This is a genomic window from Flavobacterium aquidurense, from assembly GCF_031458035.1.
Lineage (GTDB): Bacteria > Bacteroidota > Bacteroidia > Flavobacteriales > Flavobacteriaceae > Flavobacterium > Flavobacterium aquidurense_C.
In genome coordinates this window covers 640070-657429 of sequence record NZ_JAVDXR010000001.1, presented here as the reverse complement: position 1 = coordinate 657429, position 17360 = coordinate 640070, and the positions used below count along the sequence as shown (strand labels likewise).

Below are 17360 nucleotides of genomic sequence, written 5' to 3'. Positions count from 1 at the left end.
GTATTCAGATTTTAATTGGAATTTACTTGATTTTCGAAATATTTTTTTTAAAAAAGACCACAATTTTCGCTTCATTTCTTCATTCAGACAATATTAAATATTATAGAGTCAGGTTGTTGACATATGAGGAAAGTTGGATTGGTACCATATTGACTTTTCTAATTTTTGTACCTATATTTTTGGTCAATTATTTAGATAAACCTAAAAAAACAAAAAGTAGTGTGTATATAATTTCGGCTTTTATATTTTTGTTTTACACCTTATTTAGCGAGTCAAAAGGATATTTATTACTGCTAATTATTTCAGTTTTACCCTTGACAATTCATTCTATGTATAAACATGGTAAACTCAGGAAAGTTTTGATTATAGGGTTTCCAATACTTACTGCAGCTATGATTTTTATAACTATAATATTACAAAAAAATATAGACGCACAATTACATTCAAGTATAACGTTTGGCACAAGATTTACATCATATATTTCTTCGATCGAAGTCTTTTTAACACATCCTTTTGGAATTGGCTGCAGCGGATTTATTTATTATTTTCCTGAAGCAATTAGGGATGTAATTAATACATCATGGGTAAGTACATTAGATTTAACCGAAGTAAAAGGCTATTTAACCACTACAAAAGCATTATCTACCAAAACTGATTTTTTTGATAATTTAATGTATGGAGGTATCGCATTTGTCATTTTTTACTATCAATTTTTTATTAAAAGATATTTTTTCTTTTCAAAATTCAATCAGCAAAATCTATTTTTTGTAAAAGTTCCTTTATTATTTTGCATCTTGGCAGGAGTTATTTACATTACTTATTATATAAAATATGAAGTTTGGTTTCTAATGGCCTTTTTAGATGTTTTGCAGAGTCAAATGATTAATAAAAACCTGAATAAAGATGAAGATAGTCGTTGTAGCTAGTTTTTTTCCTTATCCGGCTTATTTTGGAGGTGCTAACGATGTTTTGGAGCGAATCAAAGGATTAAAATTGTTAGGCCATGATGTAGATTTGGTTTGTACTTGTAAAGAAAATCCAGACGAGAAAAGTATTCTTTTTATGAAGCAGTTCATAAATGAACTCATAATTGTTCTAAGAAAAAATAAACCAGTTTATATATTTTATTTTGAGCCACTTCAGGCAGTTTCCAGAAAATCACTTAAAAAGATAACATTTCAAAGTCAATATGATTATGCCATTTTAGAATCTGAAAGCGTTGGAAAAATACTTGATAATAAAAGTTTAAAAGCAAAAAGAATCATTGTTAGAGTTCACAACAACGAATCAAATTACTTTAAAGAATTATCAAAAAGCACAAAAAAAACCAAAAATAAAATATACTATTATCTTGAATCGTTAAAATTTAAAAGTTATTCCATGAATATTTTTAAGCGATCTGATCGTTTATGGTTTATATCGAATGAAGAAATAAACAATACAATCGATTTGAATTTATTATACAAATCAATACATCTTCCGGCATCTGTTGATCATACATTTGTAAACCAGAAATTATCCACAAAAACTGTACTTTACATAGGTGCTTTATTTGTTCCGAATAATTTGGAAGCTATTGTCTGGTATCTAAAAAAGGTACATTCTTTATTACTAAAAAATAAAAATTATAAATTAATCATTGTTGGAAGTACGGGCGAATTTGAACCAGAAAAATATAAAAAAATATTTGCAAACTATTCGAATGTTGAGGTTTACTTAAACCAAAAAGAATTAAGCAACTATTATTCAGATGCAACGGTTTTTGTTAACCCGATGTTACACGGAGCAGGAGTAAAGCTAAAAACGATAAACGCAATCCAAAACGGATTGATTTTGGTTTCTTCACAGACAGGAGTAGAAGGTATTGGTTTAATAAAAAATGAAATGTATTTTGAGGCCAATACCCCAAATGATTTTGCAAATGCTATCGAAGAAGTTTTTAATATGAAAATTAAAGACAAAATGACCATTGTTGAGAATGGTCAAAACTTTTTAAGTCAAAATAGCTATTTGTCTATTTTAAAAAAGGAAATTCAGGATGAAGAAAAGTAAAGTAGACTTTTATAACTATGCAACGATGTTTTTAGCATCGTTTCCCATATTAGGGCTTAAAAAAACGTCTTTAGCCATTATATTATGGTCGGTTTTCTCGCTTATTATTTTATTTTCCGAAAAAACATATCGATCGATTCAAAAAAAAGATAAAATTGATATGTTAGTTTTATCCAGTTATTTTTTAGGATTTGTAATTAGTTTTTTCCTTATAGATGATAAAATTCTTGCGACTAAATTTTTAGAAAAGAATATTTCTTTTTTGATTTTTCCTGTTTTTATGATTGCAAATAAAAATTTGATTCATAAAGATACTTTAAGAAAAGCAATACAGGTTTTTATTCTGTCAAATATCATTTTAGCTATTTATATCTGGATTGTCATTTTTTCTAAAGGATACTTAAAAGTAATGGAATCTGACACTTATTATAATCCAATTATTAGAAATTTTTTTAGTGATATTTCCGAAATTCATTTGCCTTATTTGGGTGTTTTATTTGTCTTTTCAAGTTTGATCTTGTTGCGAGATGTTTTTTCCAGCACCATAAAAATCACTTATTTAAATATTCTCAGATGCTTTGGTATTGGTTTATTGATTTTCTCTGTCATAAGTTTTGCCGCAAGATTAGCTCTTATTTTATTTTTATTAATTTCGCTTTTTTTATTATTTAAAATGGCAACTTCAGTTTGGAGCAAGTTCATTTTTATTGGATGTTTGATATTCGTTGTTCTTTTAGCATTTGCAATTCCGTCTTCTAAAAAGAGAATCGATGAAATTTGCAACACCAAGCTTATATTACCTAACAAAAATCAAAAATCAGAAGAAGTTAATTTTAGATATGGAATTTATCATTGTGCAAGTTTAATCTTAAGAGAAAATTGGGTTACAGGAGTTGGACCGGGAAACGTACAAAAAGATTTAAATACTTGTTATAGTGGTTATACGTATAAAAATTATGATGATTATTCTAAAATAGATTACAACTCCCACAACCAATATTTGGACATTTTACTTAAATATGGTATTTTTGGTTTAGCCTTGTTTTTTGTTTTTTTATTCTGGGGCATTTCCAATACAAATTATTCCTATTTAATTTTTTTGTTTTTAATAATAATGGCAATGTTAACCGAAAATATACTTGACAGACAGGTTGGGATCGTATTTTTCACTTTCTTTAATTCTCTTTTTTTTATAAAACGAACAAGTTATTTTGAAAAAAGCCTTAATTAGCGATTGGTATTATATAAATGGTGGAGCTGAAAAAGTAATTCATTCTATAAATTCAATTTGGGATGATTTTGATCATTTTGCTTTAATTGATTTTTTGAGTAAGCCGGATCGTGATTTTATTTTAAATGGTAAAAAGGTAAAAACAAGTTTCATTCAAATGCTGCCCGGATCGAAGCAGAACCATCGGAAATACCTGCAATTGTTTCCATCAGCGATTGAAAGATTTGATTTAAATGAATACGATTTAATTATCAGTTCGTCCTCATCAGTGGCAAAAGGTGTTTTTACTCGAAAAGATCAGTTGCATATTTGTTATTGCCATTCCCCTATGCGGTACGCCTGGGATCTTCAGGAGCAATACTTGAAAGATGCTGGCCTAAATACAGGTTTGAAAGCGATTTATGCCAAATATGTTTTGAAAAAAATAGGGAAATGGGATGTTGCCAATTCAAAAAATGTTGATTTTTTTATTGCAAATTCGAATCATATAGCCGAGAGAATCCGGAAAATTTATAATCGGGATTCTACAGTTATTTATCCACCGGTTGATGTTAATTTTTTTACTTTAGAAGAAGAAAAAGAAGATTATTATCTTACTGCTTCCCGTTTGGTTTCGTATAAAAAGACACAATTAATTGTTGAGGCATTTAATCAAATGCCCCATTTAAAATTGATAGTGGCAGGGGACGGCCCTGAGTTTCAAAAGCTGCAAAAAATGGCAAACGCCAACATAGAATGTGTTGGTTTTATTGATAATTTAAGATTAAGGTCGCTCCTTCAAAAAGCGAAGGGTTTTGTTTTTGCTGCGGAAGAAGATTTCGGAATTATTCCAGCTGAATCCCAAGCCTGTGGAACACCGGTTATTGCTTTTGGAAAGGGTGGTGCTCTTGAAACGGTTGTCGAAAACCAGACGGGAATTTTCTTTTATGAGCAGACATCCCAAAAAATAAAGGAAGCAGTGATTACTTTCGAACAAATAATATTTAGTCCTCAGAAGATTAGAGAACATGCTACTAAATTTTCTAGGGAAAGGTTTGAAAATGAGATGGAAGTCTTTGTCAACGAAAAGTGTGAAGTATTAAAAAACAGATAGTTTATTTGAATTGTTGATGATAGTTTACCAATAATAATTTCTTTTGTAATATTTATAAAATGGTCTGATTTATTTTGGGCAGTTTTTTTTTAAGAATGGTTTTTATAATTTTCAAATCAATTACATTTGCGATGAATAGACAATTGTTATGAAAAGAATACTTATTACCGGAGCAGCAGGATTTTTAGGATCGCATTTGTGTGACAGATTTATTAAAGAAGGCTATTTTGTTATCGGAATGGACAATTTAATTACGGGAGATCTTAAAAATATTGAGCATTTATTTAAATTAGAAAACTTCGAATTTTACCATCACGATATCACCAAATTTGTGCATGTTCCAGGTGATTTAGATTATATCTTGCATTTTGCTTCGCCTGCAAGTCCAATCGATTATTTAAAAATCCCAATCCAGACTTTAAAAGTCGGTTCATTAGGAACACATAATTTGTTAGGATTGGCAAGAGTTAAAAAAGCAAGAATTTTGATAGCTTCGACATCTGAAGTTTATGGAGATCCGCTGGTTCATCCTCAAACCGAAGAATATTACGGAAATGTAAATACAATTGGTCCAAGAGGCGTTTACGACGAAGCCAAACGTTTTCAGGAATCTATTACAATGGCGTATCATACTTTTCACGGCGTAGAAACTAGGATCGTCCGTATTTTTAATACTTACGGACCAAGAATGCGATTAAATGACGGACGTGTAATTCCGGCTTTTATTGGTCAGGCACTTCGTGGAGAAGATTTAACGATTTTTGGAGACGGAATGCAAACCCGTTCATTTTGTTACGTAGACGATCAGGTTGAAGGTATCTTCAGATTATTGCATTCTGATTATGTTTATCCTGTAAATATTGGTAATCCAGATGAAATAACCATCAAAGATTTTGCAGAAGAAATCATTAAATTGACAGGAATCAACCAAAAAGTGGTGTATCATCCTTTGCCAATAAATGATCCATTGCAGCGTCAGCCAGATACTACAAAAGCAAAGGAATTATTAGGTTGGGAAGCCAAAGTAAGCCGTTCTGCAGGAATGAAAATTACTTATGATTATTTCAGATCCCTTTCAAAAGAAGAACTTTCAAAAGAAGAACATAAAGACTTTTCAAGTTATATAAAATAATCTCGAGCGTTAATGAGTGAATTAGTTTCTATTATAACGCCAACTTACAATGCTGAAAAGTTCATTCGGGAAACTTTAAAATCAGTTCAAAATCAAACGTACCAAAGTTGGGAAATGATTTTGGTTGATGATGCTTCGACGGATGAAACCGTAAAAATTATTTCTGATTTTGCTGAAAAAGACAGTAGAATAAAACTGTTTAAATTAGAAAAAAATTCCGGAAATGGCTTTGCCCGAAATATCGCTTTAGAAAAAGCAGTCGGAAAATATATTGCTTATTTAGACGCCGATGATTTGTGGTTTCCTATGAAGCTTGAAAAGCAGATTCAGTTTTTGAAAACCAATAATTTGCCGTTTACTTTCAGCTTTTACGATTGTATTGATGAAGAAGGAAACGCTTTTAACAGACGAGTTGAAGCACCAATAAACCTAACTTACAACCAATTATTCTTTTGTAATTACGTTGGCAATTTGACCGCCATTTATGACGTTGATTATTTTGGAAAAATCATTTTAGAAGCCACACAAAAAAGACAGGATTGGCGTTTGTGGCTTACGATTTTAAAACAAATTCAGGTTACAAAACCAGTTCCGGAAACTTTAGCATTTTATAGAATCAGAAAGAATTCGATTTCATCATCAAAATTTAAATTGATCAAACACAATTTTGGAGTTTATAGAGAATTTCACGGGTTTAATTTTGTGCTTTCAGTTTTGTTGATGGTCCGATTTTTATTCACACAGTTGATTATCAAACCCCGATATATAAAGAAGAATTCTTGATATAGTTAAATCTTGAGGTCACAATTTGTGACCTCAAGATTGCGAATTCAATTCTCTAAGGTCACAAATTGTGATCTTAAAGAATTTTAATATGGCTTGTTAAATCTTGACCTTAGAAATCATACTTAAAAATTGGAGATCACAATTTGCGACCTCCAATTATTTTTTATATCCAATTTTTACTCTTTCACTCTCGTTTTCTTTTTTCTCTGTCAATTCATCCAAGTAGGAAAAGACCAACTCAATATTTTTATCATGATTTTCTAACTTTTTCTGAATCTGTAAAATATCAACTTTAATTTCGGTTGTATCCAAAAGCATTTGTCTCACTTTCGTGAAAATGCGCATGATTTGAATATTGGTTTGAATGGCTTTGTCGCTTTTCAAGATACTTGAAAGCATTAAAATACCATGTTCAGTAAATGCATAAGGAAGATATTTCAAATTAGATCCTCGTCCATTCTTCAAGGTCACAATTTGTGACCTTGAAGAATCATATTCTATCTTAGTAAGTTCAAACATGAAATCTTCTGGAAATCTGGATAAATTTCTTTTTACTGATTGTTTTAGAACTTTTGTCTCAATGCCGTACAGCAATGCCAAATCACTATCTAGCATCACTTTTTGACCGCGTATAAAATATATTTTGTTTGAAATAGTTTCTTCTGAAAGTAAAGATTGATCGTCCATAAGTTTTTAATTGTAAAAAAACAAATGTAAGATTTTATTTATATTATAAAAAAGATTTAAATTGCTTTAATTTACCTCGATTAGTTCTTTCTAAAACCTCTTTTCGGGTAAAAGTGAAGTTTAAATTCGGTTCAAGATACAATGAAATAGCATTTTCAATTTTTTGAATTTGTTCCGAATCTAATTCATTTTCAGAAACATATTCAATTTCGAAACAATCTAATTTGGTTTGTTTGATGATAAACTCTTTGACGTTTCCATCATCTTCAACTATGCTTTTGGTAACATAATAAAAAGTCAATCCGGGTGATTTTTTGCCACTTGGCAAAATCGCGACATCGTTTGTTCTTCCAATTAATTTCTTTAAAATTGGTTTTTTAGGGGTACTTTTTTCATCTAAAATTCCCACGTCGCCAATATCATATCTGATAAAAGGATGCGCTTTATTAAAGAGAGAAGTGATCACAATCCGGCCTTCTTCCCCATAAGGGAGAACATTATTATTTTCATCTAAAATCTCTACAAAAAGGGTTTCGGCATTAACTTGCCATTCACCTTCTGGATTTTCAAAAGCAATTAAATCCAATTCTGAAGCACCGTATTCGTTGATGATCGGAATACCGAATTGTTTTTCCAAAAGTTTTTTATCCGATTCAAAAAGCATTTCCGAAGTAACAAAACAAGCTTTTAATGTCGGACAGATTTCTATTAGAATGATATTTTTCTGTTCTAAATATTTAGAAAACAAAACAATCGAACTCGTATAACCGTTGAGGTAATCGAATTTTTTGGTTTTGAATTTTTTTAGGAATTTCTCCAAAACGTCATCTGACAAATCGAAAACCCGAAAACGAAAACGGCGGCTCAAAAAATCTTTAAATCGTTCTTTTTGATAGCCAACAAAATCCATCGGAATGCCGTAAAAACGAGCTTGGTAGGAATAATTAAAATCGATCCCGAACCATCCAAAACGCATAATATTCGAAGCCCAGGTTAAGCCATGAGAATATTTGTCTTTGGCAAAAACAAATGGAGTTCCGCTGGATCCGGAAGTTTTGTTGAGGTAAATATTCTTTTTTGAATACCCTTTTGAGAGCCGGTCTTCAAGCGGTTTTTGTAAATTTTGTTTATTCAGAATCGGTAAATCTTCCCATTTTGGAGCAGTTTTATTTCCAACCAATTCCTGATAAAAAGCGTTGTTTTTTAAATGAAAATCAACTATTTCTTCTTTTTTATTTTGAAGGAAAGCAGCATAATCTTCTTCGGATAAATTCACAATTCGGTTCAATTCAGCTTTAGCTTTCTTTATCGGAAAACCATTTAGTTGAAGTGAAATATCAAAAAGAGAAATCATTAAACTGCTTCTTTTAAATCAAAACGTTTGATCGATCTTAATTCCTGACCTTTGTTTGATTCTTCTTCTTCTATATCAAAATCGTCTTGAAGACCTAGCCAAAATTTAGCAGAATTTCCAAAATATTGGCTTAAACGTAAAGCAGTGTCGGCAGTTATCCTGCGGTTTCCTTTTGTAATTTCTGAAATTCTGGTTTGCGGAATTTTCAAATCTTTTGACAAACGATATGCGGTTATATTCAAAGGAATCAAAAATTCCTCTAATAAAATTTCTCCGGGATGTATGTTTTTTAATTTTTCCATTTTTAGTTCACTTTAGTGATAATCTACAATTTCTACAGCAGAAGCATTTCCATCTTCCCAACAAAAAATTATTCGCCATTGATTGTTAATTCTAATGCTATAAAAATCCTTTAAATTGCCTGTTAGTTTTTCTAAACGGTTTGAAGGAGGAATTCTTAAATCTATTAAATTTAATGAATTGTGTAACATTCTAAGTTTTCTTCTGCCAATTTGCTGTATTTCAATAGAAGGTTTTTTAACAACAAAACCATTCCAAATTTTTTCAGTTTCTTTTGAGCCAAATGAAATTATCATACCTTTTACATTACTAACGTCAAAAGTAAGTAAAAAAAATTATTATTTAAGGTTAAAACCCACTATTTTTGCACCACAACTAAATACAACTATACCATGACAATTTTACTATTGGGATCAGGCGGAAGAGAGCATGCTTTTGCGTGGAAAATGATTCAGAGTCCGCTTTGCGAAAAACTTTTTGTTGCACCAGGAAACGCGGGAACGGCTGGAATTGCTACAAACGTTGCAATGTCTCCAACCGATTTTGATGCCATAAAAGCATTTGTACTAAAAGAAAATGTAAAAATGGTAGTCGTTGGACCTGAAGATCCATTGGTAAAAGGTATTTACGATTATTTTAAAAACGACGAAAGTTTAAATCATATTCCGGTAATCGGCCCATCAAAATTAGGTGCACAATTAGAAGGAAGCAAGGAATTCGCTAAAGAATTTCTGATGAAACACAATATTCCGACAGCAGCTTATGATAGTTTTACCGCTGAAACAGTAGAGAAAGGGTGTGAGTTTTTAGAAACGTTACAGCCACCTTACGTTTTAAAAGCTGATGGTTTAGCAGCTGGAAAAGGAGTTTTGATTATCCACGATCTTGAAGAAGCTAAAACGGAATTAAGAAATATGTTGGTTCACGAAAAATTTGGAGCAGCAAGTTCAAAAGTGGTTATCGAAGAATTTTTGGACGGAATAGAATTAAGCTGTTTCGTTTTGACGGACGGAAAAAGCTATAAAATCCTTCCAACGGCTAAAGATTACAAAAGAATTGGCGAAGGCGACACAGGATTAAATACAGGTGGAATGGGAGCAGTTTCTCCAGTTCCTTATGTTGACGCTGTTTTGATGGAAAAAATTGAAACACGTATCGTAAAACCAACAATTGAAGGTTTCCAAAAAGACGGGATCGAATATAAAGGATTTGTATTCATTGGTTTGATCAATGTAAAGAATGAACCAATTGTTATTGAATACAATGTGAGAATGGGAGATCCTGAAACTGAAGTTGTAGTGCCAAGATTAAAATCTGATTTAGTTGCATTGTTTCAGTCTGTTGCAGATCAAAAATTAGATACTTTCGAATTAGAAGTTGATCCAAGAAGTGCGACTACAATTATGGTCGTTTCTGGTGGATATCCGGAAGAATTTGAAAAAGGAAAAATAATTACAGGTTTAGAAAATATTACAGATTCTATAGTATTTCACGCGGGAACAAAATTAGATAACGAAAATGTCGTTAGTAATGGAGGACGTGTATTAACTGTAACATCATACGGAGACGATTTCCAACAGGCCATAAAAAAATCTTACCAAAACATAGATAAACTAAATTTTGATAAGATGTATTTTAGAAAAGATATCGGCTTCGACTTACTTTAAGAAAGAGTGAGCTGTAGTATCTTGGTTTTCTGTTCCGGCGTCATCAAATATGCGTAATTGTTTAATCCAATAACCGATTGCGCATGCGCAGATGATCATAAAAATCCAGTTAATTGTGCTTGCAGCAAACCAGCTAACTAGTTCCAAACGACGTAAAAAGTCAAGAGGAGCAAACAAAATGTTAACGAATAAGTATTGTATTCCTTCGAAAAAAGCTGTCATAATTTATAAAATTATATGTTATTTATTGTTTTGTAACGCATTGAAGACAAAATTCAGATAATAGAATCTTTTTTCAACTTGTTGGGTTTTCCTTTTTAAACAAGTATTATATTTACAATCACAAAAGTATAAAATATCCTTATGATAACAAGTGTTTTTAAAAAATCTACGCCATTAAATTATTCTTTGGTCGTAATTTTAATACTGGTTTTCTTTTTTCTGTTTCAAATTCAAGAACCATCTTGGATAAGTTCTTATTTTTTGGGATTCCAAAAACTGAGTTTACTGTGTTTTATTTTGGCTTCTTTTTTTCTCATAAATTTCATCGTTAAAAAGAACGGCCTTAGTAAAGACAACGGATATACGATATTTTTCTACTTATTGTTTATTTTATTTTTTCCCACAATATTCAATAATTCAAATGTTATATATGCTAACTTTTTTCTATTGTTGGCGCTTCGCAGACTAATTTCATTGCAATCATTAAAAGCTTCCAAAGAAAAAATATTTGATGCTTCTTTCTGGATTTTAGTAGCCTCTTTATTTCAATTTTGGTGTATTCTTTTCCTGATATTGGTTTTTATATCAATAATTTTCCACGTTTCGCGCGATTATAGAAACTGGGTTTTGCCTTTTATAGCACTTTTGGCAGTTGCTTTGATCTTTTTATTAGTGTCTTTGGTATTTCATTTTAATGCTTTTGAGTTTTTCGACAAACGAGCCGTGGTTGATTTTAGAATTGATTATTTTAAGAATAATTACGAGAATGGAGCCCTTTCAATATATGTTGCGGTCGCTTTATTTTTTGTCGTTTCTATGATTACAACCCTATCAAACAGACCTCAAATTGTACATACTTCGTATAAAAAAGTTGTGGCTTGTTTCTTTATTGCGGCTGTGGTATATGTTATTTCTCCTGACAAAAGCAATGATTTACTGCTGTTTAGCATTACGCCTTTAACAATTATGGCATCAAGTCACGTTGAATATGTACAACAAAAACTGAATAACGAAATTGTATTTTATGTTCTGATTTGCTGCAGTTTATTTACCTTTTTTGCTCAATTATAATTTGCTTCCGTAGGCAAGGTCTCCAGCATCACCAAGTCCGGGAACAATGTAATTTTTCTCGTTTAATTTCTCATCTAAAGCCGCAACCCATAAGTGACAATTGTCAGGAAGATTTTTTTCGAGATGTGCCACGCCTTCTGGAGCAGCAATGACCACAACAATATGAATTTCTTTTGGAGTAGCATTCTGAACTAATTTTTCATGCACAGCAACTATTGATTGACCTGTTGCCAACATTGGATCCAGAAGTAAGACCGTTTTATCATTTAGGTCCGAAAGAGCTTGATATTCAACTCTAATTTCAAATTCATGATCGTTATTTGGGTGATATCTGCAAGCCGAAACAAAGCTGTTTTCAGCAGCATCAAAGTAGTTTAGAAAACCGTTATGAAGTGGTAATCCAGCTCGTAAAATCGAACACAAAACTAAATCACTTTCTATTTCAGTGGTTTTTTTAATGCCAAGCGGTGTTTGAATTTCAACACTTTTATACGAAAGATTCTTACTTAATTCGTAAGCCATAATTTCACCAATTCTTTCGATATTTCTTCGAAAACGCATACTGTCGTTCTGAACATTTATATTTCTGATTTGACCTAAGAAATGATTTAAAACGCTGTTATTTTCAGAGATATAATGAATTTTCATATGGATTTTTTAGAATTATCAAAGATTTGCGATACTAAAATGAAAAAACAACCGTTTTTTTCACACTATAAAAGTATAAAAAGTATCTTTGTCTCTCTAATAATTAAAGACATGTTTTCAAAATTAGCGTATTCTGTTTTCGAACAAAGCATCAAAGATTATCACCAATTTGATAATGTTGATCAACCCATAAATAATCCTTATCCAAAAGATAAATTTGAACATTTATTATATCTAAAAAACTGGATTGACACTGTTCAATGGCATTTTGAAGATATTATTCGTGATCCACAAATTGATCCGGTAGCAGCTTTGACTTTAAAAAGAAGAATTGATGCTTCAAATCAGGAGCGTACGGATATGGTGGAATATATTGACAGTTACTTTTTACAGAAATATAGTACTGTACAACCAAAAAATGATGCAAAAATAAACTCTGAAAGTCCTGCATGGGCTTTTGACAGATTATCTATTTTAGCATTAAAAATTTATCATATGCAGGAAGAAGCAACTCGTGCAGAGGCTTCGCAAGAGCATAGAGATAAATGTCAGGAGAAACTAAATGTTCTTTTAGAGCAAAGAAGCGATTTATCTACAGCAATTGAAGATTTATTGACAGACATTGAAAATGGAGATAAATTCATGAAAGTGTACAAACAAATGAAAATGTACAATGACGATGAATTAAATCCGGTTTTATATCAAAACAAAAAATAATTTGGCAGAATTGTCCAATAAAATTAAGCATATAGCCGTCATGAGACTATCCGCAATGGGAGATGTCGCCATGACGGTTCCTGTTTTGCGCGCATTTGTAAAACAATATCCAGAGGTAAAATTGACGGTTATTTCGCGTCCTTTTTTTAAACCTTTTTTTGATGGAATCCCAAATCTTGAATTTTTTGCTTTTGATGAAAAAGAAAGACACAAAGGTTTCCCAGGGCTTTTACGATTATACAAAGACGTAAAAAAATTCAAAATTGATGCTTTTGCCGATTTGCATAATGTTTTAAGATCAAAAATTGTGAGTCAGCTTTTCGCTTTCAGCGGAAAAAAAAGAGCTACAGTTGATAAAGGAAGAGACGGAAAAAAAGAATTAACAAGACCTGAAAATAAAATTTTCAAGCAATTGCCAACAATGTTCGAAAGACACGCCAAAGTGTTCGCAGAACTTGGTTTTCCTTTAGATTTATCGCATCCGATATTTCCTGATAACGCAAAATTAGATTCAGCTATTTTAGAAATTATTGGAGATCAGAATCAAAAATTAATCGGAATTGCACCTTTTGCTCAATATGATTCTAAAGTGTATCCAATCGATTTGATGCAGGAAGTTATCGAAGCTTTGGCACAAAACCCAAACAATAAAATTTTGCTTTTTGGTGGAGGAAAGAAGGAGATTGAAGTATTGGATTCGCTTTCAAAACCTTTTAAAAACGTAATTAATATGGCTGGAAAAATAAAATTCCAACAAGAATTACACTTAATTAGCAATCTCGATGTCATGCTTTCGATGGATTCAGGAAACGCGCATATTGCCGCAATGTTAGGCGTAAAAGTCGTAACACTTTGGGGTGCAACACATCCGTACGCAGGATTTTTACCGTTTAATCAAAGTTTAGAAAACGCCTTAACTTCAGACAGAAATCAATATCCAAAACTACCCACTTCCGTTTATGGAAATAAGATTGTGGAGGGTTATGAAGAGGCTATGAGAACAATTTCTCCCGAAAAAATAGTTAACAGTATTCAGTCGTATTTATAGGAAAAATTCCAAAACTGTCTAAATAAAAAAATTCCAAATTCCAATTGTAAAGTTGGGATTTGGAATTTTTTATTGGAATTTAATTTTATTATAATTCAAGAAAAAGAAATCCCATTGGTTTCTTTTTGTTTCTATCAACAACAATTTTTACAAAATGATTTTCTTTTTCAGTAGCTAGTAAAATGTGTTCAAAATTCTCGGTTGAATTTCGGTAAACTTTATGTATCAATTCTGATTCTTTAACTTTATCCGATAAAATTTTGGCTGCTTTTAATTCACTTATATAGGGCCAAATATTGAAGAAACTATCCTTAGAGATTGATATTTCTTTCATTTCTCCGATCATTGATGTGTAGTATTTTTCTTTTGAAATTAGCTTAGGACTCTTTCTGCTTCTTCTTTTTTTAATTATAAAATAGACACAAAAACAAGATGTTATTACAAAAAGTAATATAAAAGTTAGACGAAGATAGTGATGCATTGCCATAATATTTATTTTTTAAAAGTGTTGACAATTTAATTACAATACTAATATAGTAAATTTTTGGCACTTTTTTTAAAACATCCTCACAAAGTTGCATATTTATTTGCCTATTATTTATTTTGCGTTTTTTATAAAGAAATATTTCATAAAAAAAATTCCAAATGCCAATTGTAAAATATTGGAATTTGGAATTTTATATTTTTTTGGAATTTAACCTCTATACATCATCAAAATCAATATAAATCGACTCTGAAGTTGGGTGCGCCTGACAAGTTAAAATCAATCCTGAAGCAATTTCCTTATCCGTTAAAATAGAATTTTTGGTCATTTCTGCACTTCCTGAAGTTACACGCGCTAAACAGCTGCTGCAAATACCGCCCTGGCAAGAATATGGAGCGTCAATGCCTTGTTTTAGAGCTGCGTCAAGAATAGTTTGTTTTTGAGACATTTCGAAAGAAACTTCATCATCATCTACTAATACAGTGATTTTTGTATGCCCTTCTAACGAAGTTTTTATTTCATGTTCCTGAGATGATGAAGTGAAAAGCTCAAACTTAATCGCTGATTCTTTCACGTTTTTTTCCTTCAAAATTCCAGAAACAGTATTGATCATTTCTTCCGGACCGCACAAGAAAAACTTATCAAATTGAAGTTCTTTGTGTTTGTTGTTCAAGACAAAATTAACGGCCGATTTTTCGATTCTTCCAAACAAAGCGTTTTCAGCTTTAGCCTGACTAAACACATAATGTACGAAAAAACGTCCTACATATTGTAATTGTAAATCGTGTAATTCCTGGTAAAAAATAGTTTCTTCAGGAGTTTTATTTCCGTAAACCAATACAAATGAACTTTTTGGTTCGCTTTTTAAAACTGATTTTATGATAGAAAGAACAGGAGTAATTCCGCTCCCTGCTACAAAAGCAGCATAATTTTTTTGTCTTTCAGCATCCGGTTCAAAAGTAAATTTTCCTTCTGGATGACCTACTTCAAGGACATCACCAGCTTTAAGTTTTGTATTTGCAAATTGAGAGAATAAACCATTTTTAACCGCTTTCACAGCAATTCTTAATTCTCCGCTTTCGGGTGCTGAGCAAAGAGAGTAAGCACGACGAATCTCTTGATTATCAAGTGTTAATTTTAAATTTATGTATTGACCTGCTATAAATTTATAATCTAATTTTAGTTCTTCTGGAACATTAAAAAGGACAGAAACAGCGTCAGCAGTTTCGCGTTTTACCTCTTTAATTATGAGTTTTAAAAATGAAGGCATGATATTAAAATTTTATGCAAAAGTAGCAAACGGCAGTTAAACGACAGACACTAAATTATTTTTTTTAACTTTTTTTGTAACATTTTCTTACATTTGATCTCTTACTACATAACTCAAAACCAATTAACCATGATTAAAAAGTTTATTTATCTCGAATGGAAAGCCTTTACAAGATCTGCATCGTTTGGTGCTAATCTTGCAATGAAAATTTTAATTGGTTTTCTAATGATTTACTTTTCAATAATTTTTATTGGAACAGGAGTAGGAGCATTTTATATTCTAAAAGATATGAATTTGGAACCTCTGATAACCATTAATAAATTTTTGATTTATTACTTTTTGTTTGATTTGGTGGTTCGATTGCTGATGCAGGCAATTCCGGTATTAAATATCAAGCCGCTGTTAGTCTTGCCATTCAAAAAACCGACTATTGTTCATTTCTCATTAGGCAAAACGGCTTTGTCATTTTTTAATTGGGTACATGCTCTTTTCTTTTTGCCGTTTTCGATTGTATTGGCGATAGAAGGCTATGACGTACTTGGAATTATTTCTTGGCTTTTAGCTATTTTTTCATTGGTTTATATCAATAATTTTCTGAATATCATTTTGAGTAATATCGATAAATTATTTGTTGTTTTTATTGGAATTGCATTGGCTTTAGGAGCTGCACAATATTATAAATTGTTTGACATTACGATTTTTACAACGCCTTTTTTTGAAGGACTTTATGATAAAAAGGGATTATTTTTAATTCCGGTTTTGGTGTTGATCGGATTGTATCTGTTTACCTTTAAATACTTTAAAAATAATTTGTTTCTGGATGCAGGACTTTCTAAAAAAGAAGATATTGCGACAACCGAAAATCTTTCATGGTTAAACCAATTTGGAACTTTAGGAACATTTCTTAAAAATGATATTAAATTGATCAAAAGAAACAAAAGATCAAAAACAACCATTGTCATGAGTGTTCTCTTTTTGTTTTACGGATTGATCTTTTTTGGAAACGCACACCAGCCTGCTGTGATGCATATTTTTGCAGGAATATTTGTTTCGGGCGGATTTTTATTTGTCTTCGGACAATTTGTACCAAGCTGGGACAGTTCATATTACCAATTGATGATGACACAAAACATTCCGTATCGCGGCTACATTACCTCAAAATGGTGGCTAGTTGTAATTGCAACATTTGTGTCGACTATTTTAGCATCGTTTTATCTTCTTTATGGTTGGGAAGTTTATCTGACAATTGTTGTTGGAGCAATTTATAATATCGGTGTGAATTCACATTTAGTGCTTTTGGGTGGCGCATTTACCAAAACCCCAATCGATTTAAGCAATGCTGGAGGGGCTTTTGGCGATAAAAAGGCATTCAATGTAAGCGCAATGTTATTGACTTTGCCAAAATTATTATTGCCTTTGGCGCTCTACGGTATCGGACTTTATTTAGGAGATAAAACTCTGGGATTATTGTTGGTTGCCGGAGCAGGAGTTTTAGGTTTTGTATTTAGAAATGCTGTTTTTTCATTAATTGAAAAAAGATATAAGCTTGAAAAATACAGTACAATAAGTGCTTACAAACAGAAAAATTAAAATTAGAA

General features: G+C 31.4%; 19 protein-coding genes. 11 read left to right on the top strand and 8 right to left on the bottom strand.

From position 1 onward, the window contains the following. The first annotated feature begins 392 nt into the window (after positions 1 to 392). From J2X17_RS02845 to J2X17_RS02820, 6 genes are all read left to right on the top strand, one after another. Entirely contained in the window at positions 393 to 926 is a 534-nt protein-coding gene (locus tag J2X17_RS02845; protein WP_310294487.1) for a hypothetical protein, read from the top strand. Beyond that, a complete protein-coding gene (locus J2X17_RS02840) occupies positions 904 to 2052 on the top strand; it encodes a glycosyltransferase (RefSeq protein ID WP_310294485.1) in 1149 nt (382 codons plus the stop codon). Before J2X17_RS02845 ends, J2X17_RS02840 begins: the two co-directional genes overlap by 23 nt. Then, a complete protein-coding gene (locus J2X17_RS02835; protein WP_310294483.1) occupies positions 2039 to 3283 on the top strand; it encodes an O-antigen ligase family protein in 1245 nt (414 codons plus the stop codon). Before J2X17_RS02840 ends, J2X17_RS02835 begins: the two co-directional genes overlap by 14 nt. Beyond that, entirely contained in the window at positions 3264 to 4376 is a 1113-nt protein-coding gene (locus J2X17_RS02830; RefSeq protein WP_310294481.1) for a glycosyltransferase, read from the top strand. Before J2X17_RS02835 ends, J2X17_RS02830 begins: the two co-directional genes overlap by 20 nt. A 148-nt stretch (positions 4377 to 4524) precedes the next feature. After that, a complete protein-coding gene (locus tag J2X17_RS02825) occupies positions 4525 to 5508 on the top strand; it encodes a UDP-glucuronic acid decarboxylase family protein (RefSeq protein WP_310294480.1) in 984 nt (327 codons plus the stop codon). A gap of 12 nt (positions 5509 to 5520) precedes the next feature. Continuing rightward, positions 5521 to 6291, top strand: a complete 771-nt coding sequence (locus tag J2X17_RS02820; protein ID WP_310294478.1) for a glycosyltransferase family 2 protein — start codon at positions 5521 to 5523, stop codon at positions 6289 to 6291. A gap of 159 nt (positions 6292 to 6450) precedes the next feature. On the opposite strand, the gene J2X17_RS02815 is transcribed toward J2X17_RS02820, so the two are convergent. The 4 genes from J2X17_RS02815 to J2X17_RS02800 are packed head-to-tail and all read right to left on the bottom strand — an operon-like array spanning position 6451 to position 8931. After that, positions 6451 to 6981, bottom strand: a complete 531-nt coding sequence (locus J2X17_RS02815) for an ORF6N domain-containing protein (RefSeq protein ID WP_074660108.1) — start codon at positions 6979 to 6981, stop codon at positions 6451 to 6453. 43 nt (positions 6982 to 7024) lie between these two features. Next, positions 7025 to 8335, bottom strand: a complete 1311-nt coding sequence (locus J2X17_RS02810; protein WP_310294476.1) for a phenylacetate--CoA ligase family protein — start codon at positions 8333 to 8335, stop codon at positions 7025 to 7027. Continuing rightward, on the bottom strand, positions 8335 to 8637 hold the full coding sequence (locus tag J2X17_RS02805; protein WP_310294474.1) for a HigA family addiction module antitoxin: 303 nt from the start codon (positions 8635 to 8637) through the stop codon (positions 8335 to 8337). The genes J2X17_RS02810 and J2X17_RS02805 overlap by 1 nt, the downstream gene beginning before the upstream one ends. 12 nt (positions 8638 to 8649) lie before the next feature. Further along, positions 8650 to 8931, bottom strand: a complete 282-nt coding sequence (locus J2X17_RS02800) for a type II toxin-antitoxin system RelE/ParE family toxin (protein ID WP_310294472.1) — start codon at positions 8929 to 8931, stop codon at positions 8650 to 8652. Between the two features lie 96 nt (positions 8932 to 9027). Here J2X17_RS02800 and purD point away from each other — a divergent pair, with 96 nt between their 5' ends. Beyond that, the gene (gene purD, locus J2X17_RS02795; protein WP_310294471.1) at positions 9028 to 10302 is read left to right on the top strand and encodes a phosphoribosylamine--glycine ligase; all 1275 of its coding nucleotides are present in this window, start codon (positions 9028 to 9030) and stop codon (positions 10300 to 10302) included. On the opposite strand, the gene J2X17_RS02790 is transcribed toward purD, so the two are convergent. Beyond that, a complete protein-coding gene (locus J2X17_RS02790; RefSeq protein ID WP_074660106.1) occupies positions 10294 to 10524 on the bottom strand; it encodes a DUF6341 family protein in 231 nt (76 codons plus the stop codon). The two genes, purD and J2X17_RS02790, sit on opposite strands and share 9 nt — an antisense overlap. Positions 10525 to 10665: 141 nt before the next feature. Here J2X17_RS02790 and J2X17_RS02785 point away from each other — a divergent pair, with 141 nt between their 5' ends. After that, the gene (locus J2X17_RS02785) at positions 10666 to 11595 is read left to right on the top strand and encodes a DUF6427 family protein (RefSeq protein WP_310294468.1); all 930 of its coding nucleotides are present in this window, start codon (positions 10666 to 10668) and stop codon (positions 11593 to 11595) included. On the opposite strand, the gene upp is transcribed toward J2X17_RS02785, so the two are convergent. Further along, positions 11590 to 12243: a uracil phosphoribosyltransferase gene (gene upp, locus J2X17_RS02780; RefSeq protein ID WP_310294465.1), complete on the bottom strand. Its 654-nt coding sequence runs from the start codon at positions 12241 to 12243 to the stop codon at positions 11590 to 11592. The genes J2X17_RS02785 and upp overlap by 6 nt on opposite strands. A 111-nt stretch (positions 12244 to 12354) precedes the next feature. Between upp and J2X17_RS02775 the strand changes: the two genes are divergently transcribed. Further along, positions 12355 to 12960 (top strand): DUF4254 domain-containing protein, encoded by a 606-nt coding sequence (locus tag J2X17_RS02775; RefSeq protein ID WP_310294463.1) that lies wholly within the window; start codon positions 12355 to 12357, stop codon positions 12958 to 12960. A gap of 40 nt (positions 12961 to 13000) precedes the next feature. After that, positions 13001 to 14008, top strand: coding sequence for a glycosyltransferase family 9 protein (locus J2X17_RS02770; protein ID WP_310294462.1), 1008 nt, complete (start codon positions 13001 to 13003; stop codon positions 14006 to 14008). Positions 14009 to 14096: 88 nt separating this feature from the next. Here J2X17_RS02770 and J2X17_RS02765 read toward each other — a convergent pair whose 3' ends face one another. Together J2X17_RS02765 and J2X17_RS02760 are read right to left on the bottom strand one after the other, a co-directional pair. Next, positions 14097 to 14342 (bottom strand): hypothetical protein, encoded by a 246-nt coding sequence (locus tag J2X17_RS02765; protein ID WP_310294461.1) that lies wholly within the window; start codon positions 14340 to 14342, stop codon positions 14097 to 14099. A 367-nt stretch (positions 14343 to 14709) separates the two neighbouring features. Next, positions 14710 to 15762, bottom strand: coding sequence for a 2Fe-2S iron-sulfur cluster-binding protein (locus J2X17_RS02760; protein WP_310294458.1), 1053 nt, complete (start codon positions 15760 to 15762; stop codon positions 14710 to 14712). Between the two features lie 129 nt (positions 15763 to 15891). On the opposite strand from J2X17_RS02760, the gene J2X17_RS02755 reads away from it, so the two are divergent. Next, the gene (locus tag J2X17_RS02755; protein ID WP_310294456.1) at positions 15892 to 17352 is read left to right on the top strand and encodes a DUF5687 family protein; all 1461 of its coding nucleotides are present in this window, start codon (positions 15892 to 15894) and stop codon (positions 17350 to 17352) included. Positions 17353 to 17360 lie beyond the last annotated feature (8 nt).

Coding starts and splice junctions, on each gene's coding strand:
- J2X17_RS02845 (WP_310294487.1), top strand. CDS start 393: ATGATTTTTATAACTATAATATTACAAAAAAATATAGACGCACAATTA.
- J2X17_RS02840 (WP_310294485.1), top strand. CDS start 904: ATGAAGATAGTCGTTGTAGCTAGTTTTTTTCCTTATCCGGCTTATTTT.
- J2X17_RS02835 (WP_310294483.1), top strand. CDS start 2,039: ATGAAGAAAAGTAAAGTAGACTTTTATAACTATGCAACGATGTTTTTA.
- J2X17_RS02825 (WP_310294480.1), top strand. CDS start 4,525: ATGAAAAGAATACTTATTACCGGAGCAGCAGGATTTTTAGGATCGCAT.
- J2X17_RS02820 (WP_310294478.1), top strand. CDS start 5,521: ATGAGTGAATTAGTTTCTATTATAACGCCAACTTACAATGCTGAAAAG.
- J2X17_RS02815 (WP_074660108.1), bottom strand. CDS start 6,981: ATGGACGATCAATCTTTACTTTCAGAAGAAACTATTTCAAACAAAATA.
- J2X17_RS02810 (WP_310294476.1), bottom strand. CDS start 8,335: ATGATTTCTCTTTTTGATATTTCACTTCAACTAAATGGTTTTCCGATA.
- J2X17_RS02805 (WP_310294474.1), bottom strand. CDS start 8,637: ATGGAAAAATTAAAAAACATACATCCCGGAGAAATTTTATTAGAGGAA.
- J2X17_RS02800 (WP_310294472.1), bottom strand. CDS start 8,931: ATGATAATTTCATTTGGCTCAAAAGAAACTGAAAAAATTTGGAATGGT.
- purD (WP_310294471.1), top strand. CDS start 9,028: ATGACAATTTTACTATTGGGATCAGGCGGAAGAGAGCATGCTTTTGCG.
- J2X17_RS02790 (WP_074660106.1), bottom strand. CDS start 10,524: ATGACAGCTTTTTTCGAAGGAATACAATACTTATTCGTTAACATTTTG.
- J2X17_RS02785 (WP_310294468.1), top strand. CDS start 10,666: ATGATAACAAGTGTTTTTAAAAAATCTACGCCATTAAATTATTCTTTG.
- upp (WP_310294465.1), bottom strand. CDS start 12,243: ATGAAAATTCATTATATCTCTGAAAATAACAGCGTTTTAAATCATTTC.
- J2X17_RS02775 (WP_310294463.1), top strand. CDS start 12,355: ATGTTTTCAAAATTAGCGTATTCTGTTTTCGAACAAAGCATCAAAGAT.
- J2X17_RS02770 (WP_310294462.1), top strand. CDS start 13,001: ATGAGACTATCCGCAATGGGAGATGTCGCCATGACGGTTCCTGTTTTG.
- J2X17_RS02765 (WP_310294461.1), bottom strand. CDS start 14,342: ATGAAAGAAATATCAATCTCTAAGGATAGTTTCTTCAATATTTGGCCC.
- J2X17_RS02760 (WP_310294458.1), bottom strand. CDS start 15,762: ATGCCTTCATTTTTAAAACTCATAATTAAAGAGGTAAAACGCGAAACT.
- J2X17_RS02755 (WP_310294456.1), top strand. CDS start 15,892: ATGATTAAAAAGTTTATTTATCTCGAATGGAAAGCCTTTACAAGATCT.